This is a genomic window from Arthrobacter sp. B1805 (assembly GCF_002929745.1).
Classification (GTDB): domain Bacteria; phylum Actinomycetota; class Actinomycetes; order Actinomycetales; family Micrococcaceae; genus Arthrobacter_D.
The window spans coordinates 1-23,902 of the sequence record NZ_PJIQ01000024.1; the positions used below are offsets into that span (position 1 = coordinate 1).

Here is a 23,902-nt window from a genome sequence, read left to right on the forward strand (position 1 = left end):
TTCGGTCGTGAAGTCGTTCACGGCCATCTCCTCTCGGATCAGGCCGAACCCTCACACACCGTTATTCAGACAGTCCCTCACAGTCATCATTGGTGGGTTTCATCCGTTGTCCGGGTTGCACGACCTTCCTGTCCTAACGGGCGAAGATCGATCTCGGTGTGAAGGCCCTGGGTGCGATGTTCAAGGTAATGGGAGGTGGTGGTGGATGACGGCACCGTGTGGGTGTTCAGGAAGTCCGCAGGATCTGAAACGCTGGCCGGGCTAGCGAGGGACGTTGTCGAGGATACAAGGTTCTGCGGGTCGGGAAGGGCGGCGGCGAGACCAGCCCCGCCGAGAGCTAGGCCAGGCACCAGGGCAAGCACGACAAGGATGCGGCGGCCGTGGCGAAAGAGGGACATCAGTGATCCTTTCAGGAGTCATCAACCATCAGCAGGTAAGGACTGCTGTTGGACGAGTCGTTCCCTCATCATCGTGTGGTCGTACTGAGCAACCCCTGAGGACGCCCGAAGCTGTCACAGAAACCTGCCACAGAGACCTGCCATAAGGCAGGACAGATCTCACTCTGAGCAGGATGAAGTGTGACGATGCCCGCTCCAAATGAAGGGCAGGAGATGTCATTCCCGAGCGCAAAAGTCTCTTTCCGTTAGTGTTCACCGCGTAGCTCCTGGCCCGGGGGGCCTACTGCGTCGTCGTCCTTCGCCGCTTCGACGGTGTCGTTCTTCGCCGGTACCGGGTACCGCTGGCCCGGTCACGCGCGCATGCAGCGAGGTTGCGGGCGGAGTTGGCCGAGCGGAGCTTGGCAGAATTTCTGCAGGCCCATCATCTGGAGGAAGAATTCGACCAGCCCAACGACCACGTGTGGTGATGTCGCGGCAAGGAGTGCGTTGTCGATAAGCGACGCCACCGACAGGCTGGCCACCCAGAAACCGGGCTCGTGGTGTTCTCTTCCCTAGTCATCAGCGCGGATCAGTGTGGGGCGCGTGGGCCAGGACAGGATGAGAGCCACGGCGAAGACGGTCCCCAGCAGCCACCCCAAGGTGACGTCGACGGGGTCCTGCTGGGCGAGGTAGGCATGGCTGAGGGCTATCAGGGGCGTGATAGCTGCCAGGGCGGCAAGGATCAGGACCACAGTGCGCCAGCGCATGGCAGGGCGGCTGATGAGTAGCCAGGCGGATCCGGTGAGCAGAGCTGCCGAGATGAGGGTCTGTCCGGCCGGAGAGGCGAGCGAGAGGCCATGCTGGGAGGCTCCGGCGTCTGGCATCACCGTCGACACCACTGCTCCAAGGATCGTAGCCAGGACCACGCCTCCGCCGAGGTAGAGGGCGAACTGCCCTGGGCGCAGGACAGGCCCGCGCCGGGCGATCACGGCGCAGATACCCAGTGCCAGGAGGGCTACGGCTGGGTGTCCCAGAATGGTCACCGCCTGCATGAGAACGGTGAACTCGTCATCCTGGTGCTCGAGGAACCACCTCCGCACAGGAGTATTCACTCCAGCCAGCACCTGCACGCCCGCACTGGTACCGCTGAAAAAGCTGTACCCCATCACCAATGCGAGGAATCCGGTGACCAGAACGATTCGGGTCTTCTTCCCGCCGTGGAAAGACTCTAAAGAAGGCGAGGGAGATTTTCCGACGATCTGCGGATAGGTCTGCGGGTCGGGCTGCATGGGAAATTCGGAGGAGGACTGGTGTTCTCCTGCTCGCTTGTCGCTTTCAGGTGTGGTGTCCGGCACTGGTGTGAGTGCTGATATGGCGGGTAGGGCTTTGAGTTTTTCTACCTTGGTGCGGGTCCAGCGGGGGTTGCGTAGGGCGAATCGTGCGATGAGGGCGATGAGGAGGCCGCCGGCGAGGACGAGTGTGAGGATGAGACTGGCCTTGCCTAGGTACTGCTCCACGGTCTTGTAGGACTGGCCGGCGAAATATCCCAGCAGGACGACGGTGACAGCCCAAACGGTGCCGCCGATGGAGTTATAGAGCAGGAAGGTCTTATAGGGCATTCGTGCCATTCCCGCGATCGCCGGGACGAGAGCCCGGAGCAGGCCAACCCAACGGCCCAGCAGGACCGCCGTACCGCCGCGCCGGGCAAGAAACTGCTCCCCCTTAGCCCACTTATCGGCTCCAACGAAACGGCCGGCACGGCTGTTTTTCAGGTTTGGTCCGAAGCGCCGTCCGATCTCGTAACCCACTGAATCGCCGGCAATTGCCGCGACCACGGCGACGCCGAGCATGATACCCAGGTTCACGTGTCCCTGGCTTGCTATCACGCCGCCCAGGAACAGTGCCGTTTCTCCGGGCAGGACCAGCCCGACGAACGCGGCTGCCTCGCTGAAGGCCAGGAGCCCGATGATGATGTAGACGAGCGGCCCGGACAGGGAAACCAAGGAATCGATGATCGTCGTCATGGGCGGATCCTTTGCGGGCTGCTTACGGCGGACGGGGGCGTTGGTGCAGCACATCCGCCAGGTAACGGCCGACCGGTCGCGGGCTCGTCAGCTGTTTTCACGGCGAGGACCTGACGGTTCCGTGGTGGAAGCCGAGCTTTGCAGTGGCAGTGCGACTTTGAAGCGGGTGAGGCCTTCAGGGCTCGTCGTTGAGGTGATGGTGCCCGCATGCGCGCGGATGATTTCCCTGCTGATCGCCAGGCCGAGCCCGCTGCCGCCGCTCTCCCGCGTACGGCTAGCATCTAGGCGCACAAAGCGTTCAAAGACCCGCTCCCGGTCTGCTGCGGCAATCGTGTCCCCGTCGTTGTCGATCTGCAGGATCACCGTACCTGTCTGCGGGCCAGAGTCGGGGCCAATGCCAATGCCAGTGTCAGTGCCAGTGCCGGTGCCGGTGTCAGTGGTCAGGCTGATGTTGACGGTCGTGGCCGCGTGCCGTTCGGCGTTGGTCAGGAGGTTCCGGATGACCTGGACGAGCCGGTTGGGGTCTCCGGTGATGCGGGCGGGGGTGATGTTGGCGTGGACCGTGTGGCGAGACACGGCTCGAAGGCGGGTGAGTTCTTCGTGCAGCAGATCATCGAGATCGACGTCCGCCATGACGAATCGCAGTCCTGCATCATCGATCTTTGCCAGCGTCAGCAGGTCCTCGACGAGGTAGCCCATTCGTCTGGCCTGGGTCTGGAGCATGTCGGTGGTGTCATGCCAGGTTGTGCCGGAGGGATCGGCGACCGCGATGTCGAGGCCGGTCGTCAACGTGGCCAGGGGGCTCCGTAGTTCGTGGCTGGCATCGGTGATGAAACGCCGCTGCGCTGCGTCGGCGGTTTCCAACCTGGCCAGCATGTCATTCATGGTGGCCGCCAGACGCTCGATTTCATCACCCGTAGGTGGAACTTCGACCCGTTCGTCGAGGTGCTGGTGGGAGATCCCGGCAACGGTCGCACGGATTCGTTCTACCGGCCGCAACGCCCGCCCGACAAGGAACCAAATCAGTCCGCCCGCCAACGCCAAGAGAACGGGGACTCCCCCGATCAGGAACCATCCGACGGTGCTGACCGCATCCCGCTCGATTGCCGTGGGAACTCCGACGACCACGACGACATCACCGTTCGGGGTGGCAACTCCCTGGGCAGTGACCAGATAGTCATCGAAATCCACAATCCCGATCAGGCCAGCCCGATCGGATTCATACGACTGCCCCGGGGCCAGCGGCCCCCCGTCGTATAGGACGTCGCTGAGGGACTCATCGGTGGTTGCGAGCACTGTCCCGTCCGCGGCGAGGATCTGGGTGACCTGCGTGCCGGATCCCTGGATATCACCTGCCAAATCCTCGGAATCGTTCTCCCGGATCTGCTCGACAACTGTGTCACGGCGCTGCAGCGCGAGCTCCCGGGCGTTATCCAGCAGCGAGGATCGTAGGACCGACAGCAGCACAATGCCCGCCAGTGCCAACACGACCGTCATCGTCAGGACCGCCGCGAGAACGGCCTGTTTACGCACTCCCCAGGCACCCGTCCTGCCCGTAAGCATCCTGGCCCACCGCTTCCCCAGCCCAGGTAAACCCTTCTGGCTCACCTCATCTGCCTTAGCGGTGGTATCACTATCCACAGTCAGGCCCATCGTCAGCACCCATCAGGCAAGTCCATCAGGCGACGCTCATGGTCGGATGTTCATGGTTGGACGTTCATGGTTAGCGTTCATCGGAGATCAGGCAGTACCCCATGCCGCGGACTGTCGTGAGGGTGACCGTGCCGAAGGGGGTGTCAATCTTTTTTCGCAGGTACCCCATGTAGACCTCTACGACGTTGTCGCTGCCCTCGTAGGCGGCGTCCCAGACGTTGTCGAGAATTTCGGCCTTGGATACGACCTGATCGTGGTGACGCATCAGGTACTGCAGGATGGCGTATTCCTTCGGTGTCAGCGCGATCGGCTCACCGCGTCGTGTGACGGCTCGGCGTACCGGGTCCAGGATGAGGGACCCGACGGTCATGGACACCGGGCGTTCCGGGGCCCCTCGCCGGATGAGGGCCCGCAGGTGTGCGACCAGGACGATGAAGCTAAATGGCTTGGTGAGGTAGTCATCGGCTCCGAGGTCGAACGCGTCCGTCTGGTCGTATTCCCCGTCCTTGGCCGTGAGCATCAACACGGGGGTCCAGATGCTGGCTTCACGGATTTCTTTGAGAATCTGGTATCCGTGCTTACCTGGAAGCATGATGTCCAGGACTGCTACGTCGTAGGGGTTCTCAAGCGCTAGCCACGCGCCGGTCACACCGTCGTTGGCGACGTCCACGACGAAACCCTCATTGGTCAGCCCGCGACGGATGGAGTCAGCGAGGTCCTGCTCGTCCTCAACCAGCAGCACACGCACCGGGGCCCCTTTCATTGAGTGATGATCTGGGCCCATCCTAACGACGCTGTTCTATGCGCGAGTTTCGTCGGATGTGATATCGGGGTCCCTCGCTGATGTTCTCGAGGGATGGATGCCTATGTCGACTCATGAGCTTGGTCAGGAAGAGGGCTGCAGCGAGGGAGAGGGCAAAGGACGCGATGACGTCCGAGGGGTAGTGCACACCGAGATACACCCGCGAGGCGCCGACAAGGACTCCGAAGAGGGCCGCGCCTGACATAGCGAGAACTCTCCACCGTGTGTTCGCCATCACCACGGCCACGGCGACCCCCAACGAGACGGCAAAAGCCGTGTGGCCGGAAGGAAACGAGGTAAAGCCCGTCATGCCGGGGACAAGGGGATCGGCGAGCAGCACCGGGCTGGGTCTTTCCCTGCCCACCATCACCTTCATCACCGTGGTCAACGCCCAACCACCTGACGTCAGCACGAGAATGAACAGGCCATCAACGACAGAGCGCTTGATGACCGTGACAGCAACCGCCACGACGCCCAGGAAGAACCACGCAGAAAGTCCGCCTAACCCGTAATGGATGCCCAAAGCTACCGTGTCAACGGCGCTGCTGTGGTGCTCACTCAGGCCCATCACGACCCGCAGGTCAGAAGATGCGAGGAAAATGTCGGTCTTCAGCACCATGCCGGCGATGAACACCGACACCGTCATCAGCAAGGGCCCTATGATCCAATGGCGCATCACGAGAAGCCCTACCGGTGCCAACACGCCAGCCCGGTGTAATGCGTTGGCCTGGATAGTACCTGTTCCAAGAGATGTTGAGACAGTTGGCCAGTACCGAACGCTATCTACTCCCTGCATGTCCGTCTGGATGTCCGTTGGCATGTCTGGCCGCGGCTCATCCTGTCTGGGCGTCCCGGTCACGGTAGCTCCCCCGGTCGACGGTCGATATCAGCTATGGATTCCATCGAACTCACCGCCGCCGGCCTACTATCACTTGCCCCGGTAGGAGCATCATCAGGGACCGTCGGCTCGGGCAGCTCAACGGCCGGACCGCGCCCCGTTCCGGCTTTGTTCTTCCGGATATGGCGAACGACTTCAAGGATGGTCGGAACGACGGAAACGACGACGATGACTAGAGCGATGAGGTCGATGTGATCGGCGATGAACGGCACCCCGCCCAGAAGGGAACCGGCGACCGTCAGCCCTGCACCCCAGAGGACGGCGCCGAGAACGTTCCACATCAGGAAAGCCCGATACCGGTACTGGGCGGTGCCAGCGGCCAGCGGGACGAACGTCCGGGCGAAGGGCACAAAGCGGGCCAGGACCAAAGATCGGCCACCGTATCGGGTGAAGAACTCTTCCGCACCGGTGAGGTACCGGGTGTTCAGGATGCGTGCATCGGGTGTAAACAATCTTCTTCCGAATCGCCTGCCCAACCAGTACCCGACCTGGTCACCCAGGATCGCAGCGCTGACGATGACAGCAATGAGAACTGCCAGGGGCAACCCGAGCCGCACGTGGAGCAGGCCGGCCGTGAAGATCAAGGAATCTCCCGGCAGGAAGGGAAACAGGACCCCTGATTCGATGAACACGATGACTGCTACCACCGCCAAGACCCATCCACCAGCACCCTGCAGCAACGCTGCAGGGTCAGCGATGTCAGCTAACGAGATCCCCGTCGGGATACCCCCACCTATCCAGGTCATCATTACGATCTGCCTTTCCCTGCTTCAGTTTCAGAACGGAGGCGTACCGTCCCTGATCATCAAGATCGCCTGTTACTCGCCCGGCTGCTTTGCGATACCGCAGAGCGAGCAGTGCTTCCATCGCCTGCTCACGGTCCCACGACGTTGCTGAAAGAGTGCTGAGCGTGCGCTGTGCGAGAAGCCCCTGGATGCGCGTACAACCCTGGGTTCTTTCTCTCTGTCCGTGTGGGGCCTGCAGGAAGCACCGCGTCACGAGGAGCGACGGATTTTAACGGAGACCGGCCGCGCACTGCTGTGGGGGGCGGGTGCGCGGCCGGTGTTTGGGGCTCCGGACGTCGTCAGGAGCGGATGGGTTAGTTACTTGCCGTTGGCGGCGTCCTGGGTGGCTTCCTGGGCGTCGTTCATCTCGCCGTCGGCCCCGTTGTCGTCGCTCTGGTCAGCGCCGCTCTGGGCTGCTTCCTGGGCGTCGTTCATCTCGCCGTCGGCCCCGTTGTCGTCACCTTCGGAACCCTCGGGTCCCTCGGAGGCTTCGTCGTCGCCGGCTTCGGAGGCCAGAACGGTGGCGTTCCCCGCGTCGACCTTCACTTCGGTGACCGTGCCGGCCCCGTCCTTGACGCTCACGTCGTAGACCAGGAACCCGTCCTCGTCGCCGAGCTCGGTGCTGACGACACTGCTGCCGGGCACCGAGGCGGTCGCGGCTGCCTCCGCCGCCTTGGTATCGATGGTGGCGAGCTTGGCGAGCTGAGCTGCCTCCTCAGCATCGGGAACCTCGGTGCCCGACTCGGGAACGGAGATCGAACCCGTCACCTTCGCTTCCTGCTGCTCACCCTGCTCGCTCTGGGTGGTGCCCGGCGAGGGGGTTCCGCTGTTGGCGTTTGCGACGGCAACACCGCCGAGGGCGGTTCCGCTGACCAGGACCAGACCTGCGAGGGAACCGACGATGGCTTTCTTCTTCTGGATGACGTTCATGGTGTGACTACCTTTCAATCTAAGGACGTGAACCCGTAGTAGGCGTAGTAGACATCGGATGTCCCTGTGCTAGTTCCGGATCCGGCCCCGTCTCGCGGTGCCTGGTACAACTCTCACCCCTGCCCACTAAGAGAATGCTGAGAGAGCCTGAGGGTCCCTTCAGCCACCCTCCACCACGCCCGCGATCAGCCCCGCTCCTTGAAGACCGTCGCTCAGAATGGCACTGCCTCCAAGGGTTGATGAGAAACGTGCACCACCCCTTCGCCGCAGATTATGCGACGGCCACTCATCGTCGTTCATCTTCGTTGTACGGCCGCTCTCAGCGTCCGTTCAACACCTTCGGCGCACACTGACACCAGCACCACCGGCTCAACACCCACCCATCACCTATCCCTACCCGCTACCTACGCATCAATGAGCAGCAAAACCAGGGGTAGCACCGGAGGGTAGGGCGAACGCGAAGGCCGGCGGGTAGGGGTAGCTAGAAGTGACTAGGGATGAACGAGGCAGTTTTCAGGAGGACATGATGTACCGGTCAGGACGCGAGCAACGCCGGGCGGCACTCACTGCCGGCGCAAGTTTTGCTGCAGGGGCGCTGCTGGTGGCGACGGCGGCAGTGGGAGGAATCGTCTCCTCCCACCCAGGTGACACAACCGGGTCCGTCGTTTCCGGCCCCGTTACTACGGGCTCCGTCGATACAAACGCCGCCAGTGCACCGTTCACCGGTGCGCCATCCTCCGGTGACTCAGGAGCAACCTCCCATCAGGCGGGGCTGCTGGCATCCCAGGCAGGAACGATTGCCGCTGGAGCGCACAACACCGAGTGCATCAACCCGGTGACGGGCGGACCTGGACAGCCTCTTGCCGATGCCCGTCGGACGGCCCTGCTGATCGGTGATTCGCAGTCCTCCGGCGCCGCAGGAGTCAGCGGTGACCATACGTGGACGCAAACCGGACTGCGCAACGCCGGGTACGACGTTCAGTTCCTGGGCGCAGGCGGAACAGGTTTCGTCGCCGCAAACAACTCCGGCGGCCTGAACTACACATCAGCGATGACGCAGGGCCAATGGGTGATGCCCTGTTCGGACCCTGCCCTGATCGTTGTGGAGGGAGGCGGGAATGACGCCACCCAAGGCGCAACCGACGCCCAGATCATCGCCGGCGCCGATGCGCTGGTATCCTCGCTCACCCAGCACTACCCCACCTCGAAGATCGTCCTGGTCGGCACGTTAGCCAAGGGTGCCACTGACGGGGGACGACGCACCGCGGTCGACGGACTGCTCGGGACATACGCAGACGCGCACGGGATCGCTTTTATCAGCGCCGGCGACTGGTTAACCCGCTATCAGGCCGTCAACCTCATGGCCGACGGGGTACACCTCACCCAGGCCGGCCACGACCGGCTGGCAGCAGTGCTCACCCATCAGATGCAAGCGAAGCACCTGCTGCTCTCCGACTTGAGCGCTTAGGGGAACGTCAAATAAGAACCGATACGACTGCTACGGGCCAACCTGAGTGGCTATCCCACGACGGGTTGGCCGACCGGGATGTCCGACCGACGTGTCTCTCTGGACCAGATGTCCTTGACTCAGATGTCCTCACGTCAGTTGTCTCTGCCTCAATTGTTCTCGCCTCAGTTGTCTTTAGCGGGGCCGGTGTCGTCCAAGCCACTCATGACGGCCCGGTGAGTCCAAGACGCCCAGTCAGCCAGTCGAGGTTGTTCTGCAACCCGGGTTTCCACACCTGCCATGAATGCCCTCCCGGGAGCACCTGGAGTGTGACGGACATGCCCGATGCCTTGGCCGCCTCATAAACCTTCTGTCCCTGCGGAGCGTAGGTGGTGTCCTGCGCGCCAGTAACGACGATCCCGGACGATGAGCCGAAGGACCCGACAGCGAGTTTGTCGAGGGCGTTCTGTGCGGCGAAGGCTGAGGGATCGCCGGAGAAATAGGTGCTGATCAGGGCTGGGCGGCCCCCAGGGACGGTTGGTTCGGTTTCTCCTGAAATGTCGATGAACGTCGGGTACGTGCCGGGGAAGTTGGTGGCAAGTTGCATGGTGCAGGTCCCGCCGTAGGAGAACCCTGCGACTGCCCACTGCTGGGCGCTGGTGGTGCCGGCCCCCAGGGTCGTTTTTACCCAGGCCGGCAAGTCGACGGCCAGGTACGTGGCGGACCGGCTGATGGTCGTGTCCATGCAGAGGGGTGGGTTGCTTGCACCGTTGTTGGTGATGTCCGGGAGGATGACGATCGGTGCCAGACCATGATGTGCCGCTGCGTACGCGTCCATCATCTGAGCGAGCTCACCGCCGTTCAACCAGTCAACCGGGGCCCCGGGTAGTCCGTGCAGCAGGACCAGCACTGGAAGGTTGGCCGCCTTCGGGGTGCCCAAATACGCCGGTGGAAGATAGACGAGGGCCGGGGCGGCCTCGTACCCCGACACTGGTGCCGGAATGGTCACGGAATAGGTAGTTCCCCTGGCTGGTATATCTGGTGGTGCGGTCCATGTGGACTCAGTGATCGGCGGTTCCGCAGGTGCCCCGGGGCCGGCGGCGACAGTGCTGATCGGCTGGTTGCTGACCCCGTTGTCTCCCAGGGCGCTGCCGACGGTGGGGTACTGGCCGAAATGCACGTTGATCACAGACGCGGACGCTACTGTCACCAACACGACGGCCAGGACTACGCTTCCCATACCGGCTATGGCTTTCACTGCTGAACGGGAGCGTTTCGGCTCCGACGGGGCGGTGGACGGTGAGTTGCGCCGCCGCAGGGATCGTATGCGTGGCAGGCACAGTATTAGTGCAAGGAGGGTGACGGCCGCCGGGACATACAGGATCCGGGGAAGCGACGGGTCCCACCAGTGGAACACCGTTTCGGCCAGGTACCACAGGACAAGCGTCAGGCCCACTGCTATCACTGCAGCACGAGGGACTGTTCGTCGCAGGTACCTCCGTCCGCCGGCCAGTAACCAAAGCATCCCTATCGATCCTGCAACGAGGACGACAACCGGGAGCGGGCCGGTGATCAGCGATATATCGTTCATCTGCTGCGGGCCAACACCTTGCGGGCCAGTTTGATGCCCTGGCTGAAGGAAACCTCGGGCAGATACGCCCTCCCAACGGCGTTGGCGATTGCTGGTAGGGCCGCCGCGTCCGGGTACACCATATGCAACGCTGCATAGTGCGGCTGGAACTTGGCCTTGAACACCAGCAGGGACCTGAAACCGTACACCGGTTCCAGTGACGCTCCCAGCCCTACCAGGAGCTTATCCAGGACCCCCAGCACAGCGGCCTCCTCAGGCTCACCGGAGTCGGGGTTGCTCGAATCGGGCTTGCTCGAGTGGGGGTTGCCGGAGTTGGGGTTGCTGCTCGTAGAGAGGGTGCCGCTGCTTTTCGCTGTCTGTGGCTGTGGCTGTGGCTGTGGCTGTGGCTGTGGCTGTGGCGAGATGATGGGTGGTCGGTGGGCGGCATCGACGCGTGCCAGAGGCGCCCCTGAGAGGCTGATGAACTGGCATCCTTCTTTTTCCAGGGACAGGGCAGCTGATGCGATGAGGAATTCGATGGAGGCACGGAAGCCGCTACTACGCCGGCGCATGAAGTCCAGGGTCCAGCCGATGACGGCGCCGTCCTCGTAGACGGGCAACCAGGACGTGATGGCATGGACAGTCCGCTCGCTATCGATGGCGATCAGGCAGCGCACCTCAGGGTCATCGACCTGGTCCAGGGATCCCAGGGTGAACCCCATTTCGGGCATGCCCTTATCCGCTACCCATTCCTCGGAGATCGCGTTGATCTGATCGACGACGGCCAGTGGAGCGCTGGGGTATCTAACCCATTCGGCCTGGATTCCTTCTTTCGCGGCTTTGTTCAGTGCGGTGCGGACGTCCTGGAATTTCTTTCCCGTGAAAGCGATCTGGCCCAGTGGCAGCACTGTCTCCTCGGCTACCTGGACGCTGTTCCATCCCAGATCGGCTGTGATGTCCTTGACGGTGTCTCCCACCGAGTACAGGCAGGGCGTCCAGCCGTTCGTGGCGCAGAACCCGCTGAAGGCTTTCACTGTTGCATTCAGTTCCGTCCGCGGCCCGACAGGTTCCCCGAGGGTCAGGGCGACGCCGGACAGGACCCGGAAGGCGACGAAGCTGTTGCCGGAGGGGGAGAACCAGTAGGTGTTTCCTGGCCAGGTGGTCATCCATCCCATGGTGCTGCCGCCGTGGGCGCGTAACAGATCCCGCGCACGGTCCTCATCGGACCCGGCGACATGGTGTGCGGGCCGGAGAAAGGATCGGACCAGCAGGACAGCGGTGATGGACCAGAACAGCACACCGACCCCTTCATACAGGAGGACCGCCGGCGGGCTTTGAGGCACGAATGCCGGCACCTGTTCAAGGACCTGACTCACCGGAACGAATCTATCCGGTATATCGAAGATCAGCTGCAACAACCCTGGGGCCGGGGTGAATCCGCTGCGCAGAAATATCCCGAGCCCCACATACACCGATCCCAGCACCAGGGCCGTCCCGGCCACCACGGCACCGAACCTCCGGTACGTTCCTGCCGGTGCGGATACTCCGAAGAGGGAACGGGTCGCTAGAAGGACACCGATTACTGTCAGCGGCACGAGCATGGGCAGCACCAACCCCACGGCGCTATGGATATACCCTGCCTCAGAGGGGTTGACGCCTGTCGCAGGGGACCCGCTGAGGAGAGGGAGGACGTCCACCACGGCCAGGGCGGTGGTGGATGCCTGAACCAGAAGTGCTGCTCCCCACGCGAAGCGGCGTCCACGCCGCAACCCGTCAGCGAGGATCACCAGGATGAATGATGGCAGGACGGCCATGAACACTGCCCCCACTCCTGCCCGCAGTTGGAGCGTCGCGGACGCGCAGTCTTCCGCTTGAGCAGGGTCCGCACAAAGCGCCTGAACCGTAGCCGGGTCCGTCGGTTGGACCTCTGTGTAGAGATACCTAAGAACCGCCAGCGGCCCTGCAGCCTGAGCGTTCAACGAGGCCAGTACCGGACCGACCGCGCACGCGGCCACCAGCAGCGCAACCAACACCCGGGCTTCCCTGCTGCTGACAACGAATCGTGCCGGGCGTGGACGGCGACCCATCAAAATTGGTCCCAGCAGAGCGCCGGTCAAAGCCGCGAAGAGGTTGAGAACGTCCTGGAACGAGCCACCATAGAGGGCCAGGAGGAGTACCAACACGAATAATCCAACGCGCAGACGCCTGCGCCATAGCGTCCCGAGCAACGTGGACCCCGCAGCCGCCACACCACATACCAGCCCTGTCACGCCCACGAATGACGCTGACACCAGAGCTGCGGACCAGTCACCGACGACCGCGCTGGTTCCCCGGGCGAATCCGATGGTCAGTAATGCTCCCAGGACCTGGCTGGAAACCGACGCAGCGAGGAACCGCCAGCTACCCATTCTATGTTCGAAGACCACCCCCACCAGAACCACCAGAACCGTTCCCACGAGGTAGGCGCTCAGCGAATCGGCCCACAACGCCGAGGCTCCCACTGCCCACGGATTCCCGGTGAGGGACCCCACCGACAACCGCACTTCGGAAGATAACGGCTCACCGGGTCCGGACAGCAAGCTCGACGTTCCTCCGCCCACCACCCATAACAGGAGCACGAAGGCGACGGTGACCGGAATGCTTCTAGCACTCCAACCGACACGGCGAATTCCCCTCAGATGACTCTTAGGACCGGCCTGCGTACTCATCGAATGCACTCTTCCATAACGTCGATCGCCTCCGCACCCGGCGTAGCACTCACCTTCGGGCCATCGAGCCCGCGTCATGACGGTGCAGGATCAGTTCTCGGTCAGGGTTTTCTCTTCCATTGTGACTGGGCCCCTGCCCTCTGCCCCTTGCCCTTTGCCCTTTGCCCTCTGCCTGATCGGCGACGCTTCACCCCTGCAGGTACACCGGTGACCAGAACTGCACTCGTCAGGTGCCCTGGTGTTCGGCTTCTCGGCAGAGCTCTCACGGTCAAATAGGCGAATTGTCGTAACCCCGGCCCGGAAAGTTCCTTCTCAGCGTCCTTCTGGGAACAAACGCCCATAGTGATGGCACCAGCGATGAGCGCAGGAAGGACCGTCCGATGAGCTTTCCACAGCTACCCCTCCCCCGACCGGGACAGCCCTCGAGCGATTAACGGCAGGCCGTCCCCGCACTGCCTCAACCACTTCCCGCGGCGGTGGCTCCGAGGGATCCAGAGGGGCGGGCGGGAAGAACGAACCCGGTGACGGCGCGCACGAGGACGTCCCGACGGCGAACCCGGGCGACGATGGCGGTTGGACCGGCTCAAAGAGACCCCGAACACGTGTGCAGGGATTCAGGCGGAAAGCCCTGATCATCGTGTTGATGATCGCTGTCGCATCTCATCGGCGGCGCATTGGCGATGGCTTTTACCTACCTCGTCGGCGCACTCCTCGGCACAACCGGCATCGTGTGATCCGCGCCGTGAGCCCCTCTCGATCCGCCAGGGTGACTTCGCGGCAGCGGCAGCAGGCTCTGCACAGCCTGCTGCCGAGGCCCAGCCCTGTAGTCCGGACCCGTCAAGCTGTGCATGTCGCGTCACTCGTATCTTTCGATGCTGCAGTAGTTCTCCTCCACCCGGCACACCCGGATGGATCAGGGGCGTCGTCCCTCCCGCATTCTTGCCCACTTGGAAAGAGTCAATCTCATGATTGAAATCGGCGGCCTGCCGGCGCACATGCTCCTCATCCACGCGGTCGTCGTTCTCGCGCCGATTGCCGGGCTCCTGGCGGTCCTGTTCGCCGTCCTATCGCGTCTGCGTGGCCGACTGACGTGGCCATTGGGGGTTCTGACAGTCCTGCTGGCGCCATTGTCTTTCTTGACTGCACAGGCTGGTGAGCAGCTCGAGCGGAGCATGCCCGAATCGGAGCTTATCAAAGCGCACGCAGAGCAAGGACATCTGTTCAAAGCCCTCGCGCTGGTTTTCCTCGTCGTCGTTGCAGCCCAGCTCCTCGCGGCGTTCCCGCAGGCTTTGATCCGACCTCAGCGACTCAGCGGCCTGCGGGGGCTTCTCAGCACGCGCCTGGTCGGGGCCCTCGCCGTGGTCCTCGGTGTGGCCGGCGGCCTGGCGATCATCTACCAGAGCATTGTCACCGGGCACTCCGGTTCCGCCTCCGTCTGGGGCGCTTAAACCCCTACCACCGCCGCCATAAGACCCTCGCCCGCGACACCTGGCGGGTCTGCGATAAGCACCACGCCCCCGAATCCTCACCCGTTCGGGCCGTCGTTGTCGAAAACCGCGGCCGAGGTTTCAAGCGCTCACTGATGGGTATTGCCAGTAGAGGGCACGTGCCGGGCAGTATTTCACGGCAAGGCGTGCTTCCACGCTCTCCGGTATTGGACCATCAAGTATGGGGTAACCCCACTCGTCGAGTGTGATGTGTTCGGGCAGGACCGTCGCGCAGACACCATGTCCGGTGCATGCGACACGATCCACGGTAAGCAACGGCTTTGTCACGTCTTCTGTCCCTTTTTTCATGTCAGGGCTCATGCGGCTGCTCCGGGCTGCCCGATCGTGCAGTGACCGTTTCTGTGTTCTTCGAGGTGGGCGCTGAAGACGTTTACTGCGCTGGCCGTGAACGCTGCGACACCGTCCGGGAAGTGACAGGCGCCTCGCCCCGGCAGGAGACTGATGTGGCGGGCGAGGTCGTGCAGCACGCCGGGCCCTGCCGTGCCGTCGGCCAGTTGCTGGAAGCCGCGGGCGACCGCTGGCACACCGAACATGCACGGCCCGCACTGGCCCGCCGATTCCCCTGCCGCCCAGGTGAGCATCCCGGCGATCGTTCGGACCGGGCAGGAACCCGGGGCGAGCACATTGATGATTCCGGGGCCGATAGCAGCGCCAGCGGTGGCCAGAGACGGGCTGGAGTAGGCCAGGTCCGGCACCTGGTCCATTGGGATGAAGCTTCCGCCCAGACCGCCGATATTTAGGGCAGGAGAACTGCGGTGGACGTAACCGGCCAGGGCGAGGATGTCCGTCAGGGCTGGCCCGGCCTGTGTTTCATAGACCCCGGGGGAAAATACCGCCCCGGTGATGGTGATGAGGCGGGGTCCGGGTTCCGCTGGTGTACCGAAGGAACGAAACCATGTCGGGCCGTGCTGCTCGATCTGAGCGATCCGCAGCACCGTTTCGGCGTTCATCACCAGCGTAGGACGGGTTTTCTTGCCGTCCGAGGTGCGCCCGCCCTCCACAAGGCGGGTTCGTTTGGCCATCGGCCGGGCCGGCCGGCCATGTTGCAGGGCGACAAGAGAGCTCGCTTCAGAGGAAACGTACCGGTCCGGGACGGGCAGAACCTTCTTACCCTGGGCGAGCAGGAACTTCTCAACGTCGGTCCCGGCGTGAACGGCGTAGATGACCGGGATGAAGCGTGTGAGTTGGGTCAGTTGCGCCCCGTGGTCCACATGCGAAAGATAGCGTCGCAGCACGTAGCTGTCTTTGGCCGCACCTATCTCTCCGTCGCAAGCATTGATGATCAGCTCCGCCCCGGCACGCTGAGCTGCCGCGAGCTTCACCGCAGTGGGAAACGCAGACCCACCCCGACCGGTGAGGCCCGCCGTGTCCAGGGCCTCGATGATGCTCAGCGCCATGGTTGCTCCCTTATCTGGTGTCGGCGGGTTTTATCGGGCTGGTGGGCAACCAGCCGATAAATCACAGCACCGATCCCCGCAGCCAGGCAGGTGATGCTGATCGCGCGTAGCACCCACCCGCTCCCGGTTCCCAAGGCGATGCCGTGCACGATGGCGGCCGGCCAGAGGACGTAGGCCAGGGCGTGGATGCGCTGCCACCACATATCGGGGACCCGGTGCCGCAACAACGACGTCATCGTCACGGCGATCAACAGGTCAAAGGCAATGGCGCCAAGGCTCACCCAGACCGGCTCGTAGGCGGACGTGAAGGGTACGAGGGCGGAGACCCACCCGATGTCGACGTAGGTCTCAACCACGGCCGTGATCACGTGCGCGGTCAGGAACACCGTCAGGCCCAGGGCAAGATTGCGGTGCAGACCGGTGATGACGGTGGTCTGCGTCCCGGTCGGGCGTCGTCGCCCGGAGAGCATTACTCCAAGGATGAAGACCACGGTCAAAAGTACCGTGGCGGCGACCCCGGTAGCACGGGATACGACCCAGAGGATCTCGTTCGCGGCCGGACTCATATCAGCACTTCCGCAACGCCGCCGGAGAGGTCCTCTTCGTCGGCCGGCCATCCCCCAGTGCGAACTACCTCACCGTTCAAGCGCCTCAACCTGGCACTAATTCCATTGAAGTGCAGCCATTCCGGGGCTTCTTCGCCCAGGATAACGGCCGCGGTCGAGGCGGCGTTTGCTTCCACCGCAGTGGCCCCAGCGCAGGTCGCTTCCGCCCACACCGATGGCGCGGTATCCCCGGTCCGGGGATCAAGTATGTGGTGGATCCGCTCACCGTTACGAATCCAGGTCCGCAGCTGCGTCGAGGACGTAGCCAGCGCCTGGTGATGGATGGTGACGACTTGGCCGATGCGCCCGTCTGCCTGTTCCACTCCCACCTGCCACCCACCCTGAGGTGGGTTCCCGGAGACGGCGATATCCCCACCCAAATCAACGAGGAACCCTCCGGGCAGGGTTCGGGCCAGAAGTTCGGCGAGCCTGTCCGCGGCATGAGCTTTCGCGCTGGCGCCAAAATCAAGGACCATGCCCTGCGGCACCCCCACCACCCCCGAACGAGGATCGACATGGATAAGCTTCCATCCGGGCGCCGGCACAGGCTTATCCAGCATCATCCAGTCCAGCCTGACGGTGGCGGCGCTCAGATCGATATCGTATCCCGAGCGGATCAGGGCAGACCCGATGGTGGGATCTACGAGTCCCCCGGTCAGCTCAGCAGTGACAAGAGCGGCCCCGACCACTTCGGCAAACAGGCCACTAACAGCAAGGGCTACAGACCCCGATGCTGCCCTGCGGTTGACCTCGCTCAGCTCGGAGTTGAGCCGGAACCGAGAGACAGCATCATCCAGTCTCGTCAGGTAATCACGAACCGAGGTCACGGCCGACTCCAGCACCGATTGGTTCGTGGCGTGTACTCCTACGGTTGTTCCGATCGCGGGGAACGTCACCGAGTACATGCTCACGACCCCTTGGTCGTGACCTGGGGCTGCGTCTGCTGGGGCGCGTTCTGCGGGGCGGAGCTCTTACTGAAACCCTGCCCCCCGGTCGATTGTGCCGTCTGCTGGACCGCCTGCTGGGTTGGTTGCTGTCCGGCGGCGAGCCCGGCACCCACCCCCGCCGTAGCAAGACCAGCAATGAGTAGCACTCCCACCGTCCATCGTTGGATGGATTGCAAAGCCCGGATCCGTGAATTGGTTGTCATCGCTTTTCTCCTCTCAGCGTCCGTTAAGCATCCCACCGGCATGCTTAACGGACGCTGAGAGGCAGCCGGGGAAGGAAACCAAGACGTGGTGGAACCTCTCGCCGGTAAGCGCACAACCCCATCATCAGTTCCGGGAAAACGCCGCAGTTTTTAGCACCAGCCACCCTTGCAGCGCCCCGGTCCTCAACGACGTCCGATCCCGTCTGCTACCCGCGGACAAGGCAACAGCCGTGCATCAGCTGGAACAGGACGGCCACCGGGTCCTGCTGATCGGCGACGGCGTCAACGACGCCCCTGCCCTCGCGGCCGCGACCACCGGCATCGCGATGGGACGGCACGGCTCCGACCTCGCCCTGGACACAGCCGATGCCATCATCGTCCGTGACGAACTCGAAGCCCTGCCCTCACTGATTGCAATGTCGAAGCGCGCGCACCGGTACGTCGTCGCGAATCTCGCCATCGCCGCGACCTTCATCACGGTTCTCGTCACCTGGGACCTGATCTCCACCCTGCCGCTGCCGCTGGCCGTCGCCGGACATGAGGGATCCACTGTAATCGTCGCCCTCAATGGCTTGCGGCTGCTACGGAGCCAAGCCTGGAAGAACTGACCCACAGCCCCCAAGGCTGGTACCGCAACACTCGCGGCTCGAATCCAAGATTGTTTCGCATAGACGACCGTCCGTAGGACTTCCAGCAGTAGCTGCATCCAGAGCGGTAGTCGTGTCGCATGAGCCGTGTCCGGAAGCTATGCACTGCGAGCAACCTTGATAGTGCAGATTATGGAAACCCTAGAACAGTGTTGGCGCTTCGGGGTCGATGCCGGTGAGCAGGGGCCGGATGATCGGTTCGTTCCATCCGTGCTCGAGGAGAGCCGTGCGCAACTGGACGGATTGGGCCCGGAACTGAGCGCGGCCGACTCCCCGCCACCGGAAGGTCGAGGCGTTTGCGTGCCGGCCCTTCTGGGACCGGTCAAGCATGTTCAACGCCTGCGTTCCCGGCAGCAGGTGCGTGTCTGTCCCGGTACTGGCGTGGACGCAGAGCGGCACGTCACAAACATGCATGAGCGCGATGCCCGTGTGCAGGGTCTCTCCGGTGAGATGTTCGTAGGCGTAGCGTTGCGGCCGCAGAGCGCGCTGCTCACCGTCCCGGGTGACCCAGAACCGCCCGTAGCCATCGTCAGCCACCGCACCGGTCCAGATCCAGCAGTCATGCGGTCGCGGGCCCTTGACGACTTTTTCCCAGAACCGGTCAGCCTCTCCCCTACGCTGCCTCACCGCCGACTACCCCCGCTAGGACGTCATCGGACCCGCGCCGGCCGGCGGACGATCGGCCGGCGACCCTCCATCCGCACCACACCGACGATGACGACTGCAGTTGCACCGATGATTAGCCACTCGGCCCACCACGGGCTGTCGGAGACGGCGACCGGAACCAGGAGCAGGAAGAACCAGAGTGCAATCGCCAGGGCGCCGGCGACCTGGTTGCGGACCCGCGGCGGGATGGGCAGCAGCAGCAACGGCAGCCGACGGATGGCACGGACAAACCGGTAGCTGTACCGGATGCTCGAGGTAAGCAACCAGCGGATGAGCGGGATCATCGTATTGTCCTGATCATCGAGAGACCCCTGGTTCGAGCCCGGCCTCGAGTGCTTCGACCTCGGCCGCTGATCTCGCCGGTGCTTTCGACCTCGGCTTACGCCCCTTCGCAGGAGTCGCCTGATCTCGCTTGAGTGTCCGGTAAATGGTAGTCCTGCTGACTCCAAGGACCTGACCGATCTGTTCGACGGTCATGTCCTGCTGCTCATACATTCGCCTCGCGGCTGTGGCCTGTTGAGGACTGAGGCGCGGTGGGCGCCCTCCGGTGCGGCCTCGAGCTCGGGCTGCCGCGAGACCGGCGTTTGTGCGCTCCTTAATAAGGTCACGTTCGAACTCGGCGAGAGCGGCGAAGACGTGGAAGACGAGCCGACCGCCAGGTGAGGTTGTGTCGATCGTTTCCTGCAGGGACTTAAACCCGATGCCCTTGTCCTGGAGCGCTGTGAGCTGGTCGATGAGGTGACGGATGGAGCGGCCGAGCCGGTCGAGCCGCCACACCACGAGCGTGTCCCCCGGCCTGAGCTGATCCAGCAGCTTCGTGAGCTCCGGCCTCTGATCGAGGGATCCCGAAATGGTGTCGACGAACACCCGATAGCAGCCGGCCGCAGTCAGCGCGTCGACCTGCAACGCGGCGTCCTGGTCGGTCGTCGACACTCTCGCATAGCCCAGAAGATGTCCCATACCCTTCAATGTAACGGAACTCGTCTTGAAGGCGTAGAAGTGAAACATAGATTCTGGCACTAAGTATTGCTACACGAAAGGAGCTTCTACGTGCTGTTTCGCTGTATCGCAGCTGTGTGTAGCGAATACGTTCGTTTTAGGCAGCCGAACCTTCCTGCTTCACGACGTCGCCTGGTTCATGACTTCCGGCGGGTGCTGGTGCCCGGGACAGCTTTGGCGGCGATCGCTGCGAGGTCACGGGCCGGCCCGGGAGGCGGTGAGGTGCCGGTCTGCCAGATGGCCGTCAGTGTGCGGCGTAGGGGCAGCCCGCGGATAGGAACGGCGACGAGCCGGTGCAGTGCGAGGTCGTCGCGGACGGCCAGTGCGCTGAGTACTCCGGGGGCCGTGCCGGCTGCGATGGCGGAGCGGACGGCCGCCGTCGTAGAGAGTTCCACCATCGGTTCTACCAGGGGCGGGGCCCCTGCGGTGGTGAGCAGGTGCTCGAGGGCGTCCCGGGTGCCGCTGCCCTGTTCCCTGGTGACCAGCGCGGTTGCTGCCAGTTCGGCTGCCGTGACGGGTGTCCGGCGCCGGGCCCAGGGATGTTCCGGTGCGACGACCAGGACCATGTCATCCTCCTGCACCGCCGCTGCACTCAAGTCCGGGGGAAGGTGCGGGCTTTCGATGAAGCCGATGGCTGCCTGTCCGGATCGGACCCGGGCTACGGTGGCTTCACTGTTGTTCACCGCCAGCTCCACGACGGTGGGGACGAGTTCGAGGCTCTCCTGCTGGCGGCGCAGCGCGACCAGCCAGAGCGGCAGCAGGTGTTCGGCGATGGTCTGGCTGGCCGCGACCTTCAACTGCCGGGCGGTGTCGGATCGGAGCGAGGCGATCCCGGCATCGAGCCGTTCCCCGGCTGCGAGGACCTCTGCGGCCCACTCTGCGACCAGTTCACCTGATTCTGTCAGGGTGGACCCCCGCGGGGTCCGGGTCAGCAGGACGAACCCGATCTGGGACTCCAGGGAGCGCATCCGGGAGGAGACAGCCTGCTGGGACAGACCCAAGTGTTTCCCGGCGGCGGAGAGGGAACCCAGATCATGGACCGCGGCGAGCATTTCCAGGGCGGAGAGTTCCGGTATCCGAGGGCTGAGCATCGGGATTCTCCTTCAGACACGGTGCATTCGATACAAGTCCGGCTTGTATCCTGGCAAGTGTATGCCCCCTACTGCGGCAGGTCCGGGACCGGGAGCATGGAAGGTATGGGAACACTGCTGTCGACCGCTGACAAAGACCACACCACACCACCGGCACAGACCCCGGATAGCGGTACCGGGGGCCGGCGCGTCCTGCGCCGTCTGGAGAAGCCCTCGGAGCTGTTCGCGAACCTGACCCCGAACTGGTTCGCCTCCATCATGGGTACCGGGATCGTCGCGACCGCGGCCGCGACGCTGCCCCTGCAGTTCCCCGGGCTGCGCACCGGCGCCACCATCGTCTGGGCCCTGGCGTTTCTGCTGTTGATCCTGCTGAGCGCCGCCACCGGGGTGCACTGGATCCGGTACCGGGAAACCGCTCAAAGCCACCACAGCCATCCGGTGATGGCACACTTCTACGGCGCACCTCCCATGGCCCTTCTCACCGTCGGCGCCGGAACCCTGCTGCTGGGAAAAGACATCCTCGGCGAACAGCTGGCACTGAGCATCGATGCGGTGCTCTGGACTACCGGGACCTTGCTGGGGCTGGCCAGCGCCGTCGCCGTCCCGTATCTGCAGTTCACCCGGCACCAGGTCACACCGGACAGTGCGTTCGGCGGCTGGCTGATGCCTGTCGTCCCGCCTATGGTTTCGGCCTCCACCGGGGCGCTGCTGTTGCCCTACGTCCCGGCCGGGCAGGCACGCCTGACCCTGCTGATGGGCTGCTACGCGATGTTCGGACTGAGCCTGCTGGCCTCCATCATCATCACCACCCTGATCTGGAACCGCCTTGCCGGGCACAAGATCGGGGCCGCGGCGGCCGTTCCCACCTTGTGGATCGTGCTGGGCCCGCTGGGCCAGTCCATCACCGCCGCGAACCTCCTGGGCGGAAACGCCCACCTCGCCGTGTCCGGGACCCTGGCCCAGGCGATGGAAGCCTTCGGGGTCCTGTACGGGGTGCCGGTCCTGGGCTTCGCGCTCATGTGGGCCGGTCTCGCAACCGCCATCACCATCCGCACCGCACGCCAGGGCCTGCCGTTCTCCCTGACCTGGTGGTCCTTCACCTTCCCCATCGGAACCTGCGTCACGGGCCTGACAGGCCTCGCTGCCCACACCCACCTCGCCGTGTTCGACGCGATGGCCGTTGCCGGCTACACCCTGCTGGTCGCCGCGTGGATCATCGTCGCCGCCCGGACCTTCCACGGCAGCATCCTCGAAGGCACCCTCTTCCAGAAACCCGCAACGACCGCACCGTAGGCGGGCCGCAGCGGACCAGTAGCCCCTCACGGAAACAAGCAACCGTTCACAGCACCCGAAGGCGGCCTCATGAAACCCCGGACAACACCCGGCTCACAGCAACGCTCACCCACCAACGCAAAAAGGGCCAAATCGCCCGCCCGATTGCAGCCGCCGCTGAGCGCCGTCGGCGTGCCACTCTTCCTCGCAGCCGGCGCGCTCACCTACGGACTCGCCGTAAACGGCAGCGGTCAACACCAATTCCGGCAGCAACGAAGGGACCCAACCATGATCGAAGAAGTCATCAGCTATGCCCGCCTGAGCAGGAACCACGTCCAGACCGCGGTGACCTCTCCGAAACGTCCCGGCGTCGGCGGAGACCACTCACCGGTGTGGACGAACTGCGGAGCCTACGACCGGCCCGTACAGAAAACCCGGGGCAGTGCACTCCCCTGAACACGGTGCCGTCTGGATCAGCTACCAACCCGGGCTTCCAGCCGATGACATCGCCAAACTCGCCGTCTTGCAATCAACCAGAGCCACGTGTTGGTCAGTCCCTTCCGGCCAGGGATCCCCCATCGAAGCAACCGCCTAGGGAGAACGACTAAGCGTCACAGACCCAGCAGATCCGCGGCTGTTCGCATTCATCAAAGCCTTTCAGCAAGGTCCGCAGACACCCGAACCCGGCGAGACCTGCAGCGGCGGAGTCAACGCATAAATCAGGAGAAATACTGCCGCTCGGCCGATCAGTCATCCAACGCCCGCCATCCCATGAACTACCGATCACCCGTTGATGGCTCCCCGGACGGGACGACAAACCGCCGATCTAGACTGCGATTTAACCGCCATCTCCAACTAAAAGTCACAGCTGCAGAAGCCGCAAAAGGACCCTAGAGCAACACGATCTGATCCGTTCTGCCCTGTGGCGCTGGGGTGTACCCAAACGCAACAGTGCAGAGTTGCTTCTGGCGACGTGGCTATACCTCTATGAGTAAGGGGAGAGCTTAGGCATTCGGGTAGTGAAGCCTCCACAATAACGAGGATCTGTCCTGCTTCGGCGGCCGTGTCCCAAATCTTGCCCAGTGGTTGTCGCACACGTGTAGTCCCTCGGTGACGTTGTCGTTCTTGTACTGGTACAGGAACCATAGGTGCACATCAGTCAGCGGTGGATGTAACCGCGGTGGTGCAAGGGTGAACACATCCGGAGGAAGCACGTACTTGCTGATTGCTGCCGTCAGATTTCCGGGTGGCCCGAACGGATACACCACCAGGTGTTTGGTCGAATACCCGGCTAGCTGTACCCGGCCATGAGGTTGGTGGCGTTTCCGGTCTTGTGAAAGGGGAGAACCTCCGGGCTTAGTGGAGATGTCTGA

General features: G+C 63.5%; 23 protein-coding genes. 6 read left to right on the forward strand and 17 right to left on the reverse strand.

Features of this window, described 5'->3' with window-relative positions:
• Positions 1–86: 86 nt before the first annotated feature.
• From CXQ96_RS18185 to CXQ96_RS16760, 7 genes are all read right to left on the reverse strand, one after another.
• Entirely contained in the window at positions 87–398 is a 312-nt protein-coding gene (locus CXQ96_RS18185; protein ID WP_146070924.1) for a hypothetical protein, read from the reverse strand.
• Between the two features lie 551 nt (positions 399–949).
• Positions 950–2,401: a DedA family protein gene (locus CXQ96_RS16735; protein WP_104119138.1), complete on the reverse strand. Its 1,452-nt coding sequence runs from the start codon at positions 2,399–2,401 to the stop codon at positions 950–952.
• Positions 2,402–2,488: 87 nt separating this feature from the next.
• Complete coding sequence (locus CXQ96_RS16740; protein WP_181036525.1) at positions 2,489–3,934, reverse strand: HAMP domain-containing sensor histidine kinase; 1,446 nt, start codon at positions 3,932–3,934, stop codon at positions 2,489–2,491.
• A 190-nt stretch (positions 3,935–4,124) separates the two neighbouring features.
• The gene (locus CXQ96_RS16745) at positions 4,125–4,802 is read right to left on the reverse strand and encodes a response regulator transcription factor (RefSeq protein ID WP_104119140.1); all 678 of its coding nucleotides are present in this window, start codon (positions 4,800–4,802) and stop codon (positions 4,125–4,127) included.
• A 37-nt stretch (positions 4,803–4,839) separates the two neighbouring features.
• Complete coding sequence (locus CXQ96_RS16750; RefSeq protein WP_181036526.1) at positions 4,840–5,559, reverse strand: phosphatase PAP2 family protein; 720 nt, start codon at positions 5,557–5,559, stop codon at positions 4,840–4,842.
• 152 nt (positions 5,560–5,711) lie between these two features.
• Positions 5,712–6,503 (reverse strand): VTT domain-containing protein, encoded by a 792-nt coding sequence (locus tag CXQ96_RS16755; protein ID WP_104119142.1) that lies wholly within the window; start codon positions 6,501–6,503, stop codon positions 5,712–5,714.
• A gap of 354 nt (positions 6,504–6,857) precedes the next feature.
• Positions 6,858–7,469 carry a PepSY domain-containing protein gene (locus CXQ96_RS16760; RefSeq protein ID WP_104119143.1) on the reverse strand — a complete coding sequence of 204 codons (612 nt, stop codon included), beginning with the start codon at positions 7,467–7,469 and terminating at the stop codon, positions 6,858–6,860.
• 526 nt (positions 7,470–7,995) lie between these two features.
• On the opposite strand from CXQ96_RS16760, the gene CXQ96_RS16765 reads away from it, so the two are divergent.
• Positions 7,996–8,937: an SGNH/GDSL hydrolase family protein gene (locus tag CXQ96_RS16765; protein ID WP_181036527.1), complete on the forward strand. Its 942-nt coding sequence runs from the start codon at positions 7,996–7,998 to the stop codon at positions 8,935–8,937.
• A 202-nt stretch (positions 8,938–9,139) separates the two neighbouring features.
• Here CXQ96_RS16765 and CXQ96_RS16770 read toward each other — a convergent pair whose 3' ends face one another.
• Entirely contained in the window at positions 9,140–10,156 is a 1,017-nt protein-coding gene (locus CXQ96_RS16770) for an esterase family protein (RefSeq protein ID WP_181036528.1), read from the reverse strand.
• A gap of 347 nt (positions 10,157–10,503) precedes the next feature.
• Complete coding sequence (locus CXQ96_RS16775) at positions 10,504–13,065, reverse strand: bifunctional lysylphosphatidylglycerol flippase/synthetase MprF (protein WP_219816163.1); 2,562 nt, start codon at positions 13,063–13,065, stop codon at positions 10,504–10,506.
• A gap of 1,094 nt (positions 13,066–14,159) precedes the next feature.
• Here CXQ96_RS16775 and CXQ96_RS16780 point away from each other — a divergent pair.
• Positions 14,160–14,642, forward strand: a complete 483-nt coding sequence (locus tag CXQ96_RS16780) for a hypothetical protein (protein ID WP_104119146.1) — start codon at positions 14,160–14,162, stop codon at positions 14,640–14,642.
• Between the two features lie 120 nt (positions 14,643–14,762).
• On the opposite strand, the gene CXQ96_RS16785 is transcribed toward CXQ96_RS16780, so the two are convergent.
• The 4 genes from CXQ96_RS16785 to CXQ96_RS16800 are packed head-to-tail and all read right to left on the reverse strand — an operon-like array spanning position 14,763 to position 17,609.
• Positions 14,763–15,002: a ferredoxin gene (locus CXQ96_RS16785; protein ID WP_104119147.1), complete on the reverse strand. Its 240-nt coding sequence runs from the start codon at positions 15,000–15,002 to the stop codon at positions 14,763–14,765.
• A complete protein-coding gene (locus CXQ96_RS16790; RefSeq protein ID WP_258059171.1) occupies positions 14,999–16,099 on the reverse strand; it encodes an NADH-ubiquinone oxidoreductase-F iron-sulfur binding region domain-containing protein in 1,101 nt (366 codons plus the stop codon). The genes CXQ96_RS16785 and CXQ96_RS16790 overlap by 4 nt, the downstream gene beginning before the upstream one ends.
• On the reverse strand, positions 16,090–16,665 hold the full coding sequence (locus CXQ96_RS16795) for a ferric reductase-like transmembrane domain-containing protein (protein WP_104119148.1): 576 nt from the start codon (positions 16,663–16,665) through the stop codon (positions 16,090–16,092). The genes CXQ96_RS16790 and CXQ96_RS16795 overlap by 10 nt, the downstream gene beginning before the upstream one ends.
• Complete coding sequence (locus CXQ96_RS16800) at positions 16,662–17,609, reverse strand: FAD:protein FMN transferase (RefSeq protein WP_104119157.1); 948 nt, start codon at positions 17,607–17,609, stop codon at positions 16,662–16,664. The genes CXQ96_RS16795 and CXQ96_RS16800 overlap by 4 nt, the downstream gene beginning before the upstream one ends.
• 229 nt (positions 17,610–17,838) lie before the next feature.
• Here CXQ96_RS16800 and CXQ96_RS16810 point away from each other — a divergent pair, with 229 nt between their 5' ends.
• Positions 17,839–18,462: an HAD family hydrolase gene (locus CXQ96_RS16810; RefSeq protein WP_258059172.1), complete on the forward strand. Its 624-nt coding sequence runs from the start codon at positions 17,839–17,841 to the stop codon at positions 18,460–18,462.
• Between the two features lie 180 nt (positions 18,463–18,642).
• Here the strand turns inward: CXQ96_RS16810 and CXQ96_RS16815 are convergent, their stop codons facing one another.
• The 4 genes from CXQ96_RS16815 to CXQ96_RS16830 all read right to left on the reverse strand — a co-directional run bounded on the left by CXQ96_RS16815 (position 18,643) and on the right by CXQ96_RS16830 (position 21,257).
• The gene (locus CXQ96_RS16815; protein ID WP_258059173.1) at positions 18,643–19,038 is read right to left on the reverse strand and encodes a hypothetical protein; all 396 of its coding nucleotides are present in this window, start codon (positions 19,036–19,038) and stop codon (positions 18,643–18,645) included.
• A 113-nt stretch (positions 19,039–19,151) separates the two neighbouring features.
• The gene (locus tag CXQ96_RS16820) at positions 19,152–19,451 is read right to left on the reverse strand and encodes a hypothetical protein (protein WP_104119151.1); all 300 of its coding nucleotides are present in this window, start codon (positions 19,449–19,451) and stop codon (positions 19,152–19,154) included.
• Between the two features lie 13 nt (positions 19,452–19,464).
• Positions 19,465–20,127 (reverse strand): recombinase family protein, encoded by a 663-nt coding sequence (locus tag CXQ96_RS16825; protein WP_104119158.1) that lies wholly within the window; start codon positions 20,125–20,127, stop codon positions 19,465–19,467.
• Between the two features lie 176 nt (positions 20,128–20,303).
• A complete protein-coding gene (locus CXQ96_RS16830; RefSeq protein WP_104119152.1) occupies positions 20,304–21,257 on the reverse strand; it encodes a LysR family transcriptional regulator in 954 nt (317 codons plus the stop codon).
• Positions 21,258–21,362: 105 nt separating this feature from the next.
• Between CXQ96_RS16830 and CXQ96_RS16835 the strand changes: the two genes are divergently transcribed.
• From CXQ96_RS16835 to CXQ96_RS19140, 3 genes are all read left to right on the forward strand, one after another.
• On the forward strand, positions 21,363–22,550 hold the full coding sequence (locus CXQ96_RS16835; protein WP_104119153.1) for a TDT family transporter: 1,188 nt from the start codon (positions 21,363–21,365) through the stop codon (positions 22,548–22,550).
• 267 nt (positions 22,551–22,817) lie between these two features.
• Positions 22,818–22,985 (forward strand): DUF3105 domain-containing protein, encoded by a 168-nt coding sequence (locus CXQ96_RS19135; protein WP_368783655.1) that lies wholly within the window; start codon positions 22,818–22,820, stop codon positions 22,983–22,985.
• On the forward strand, positions 22,972–23,124 hold the full coding sequence (locus CXQ96_RS19140) for a DUF3105 domain-containing protein (protein ID WP_104119154.1): 153 nt from the start codon (positions 22,972–22,974) through the stop codon (positions 23,122–23,124). The genes CXQ96_RS19135 and CXQ96_RS19140 overlap by 14 nt, the downstream gene beginning before the upstream one ends.
• Positions 23,125–23,902 lie beyond the last annotated feature (778 nt).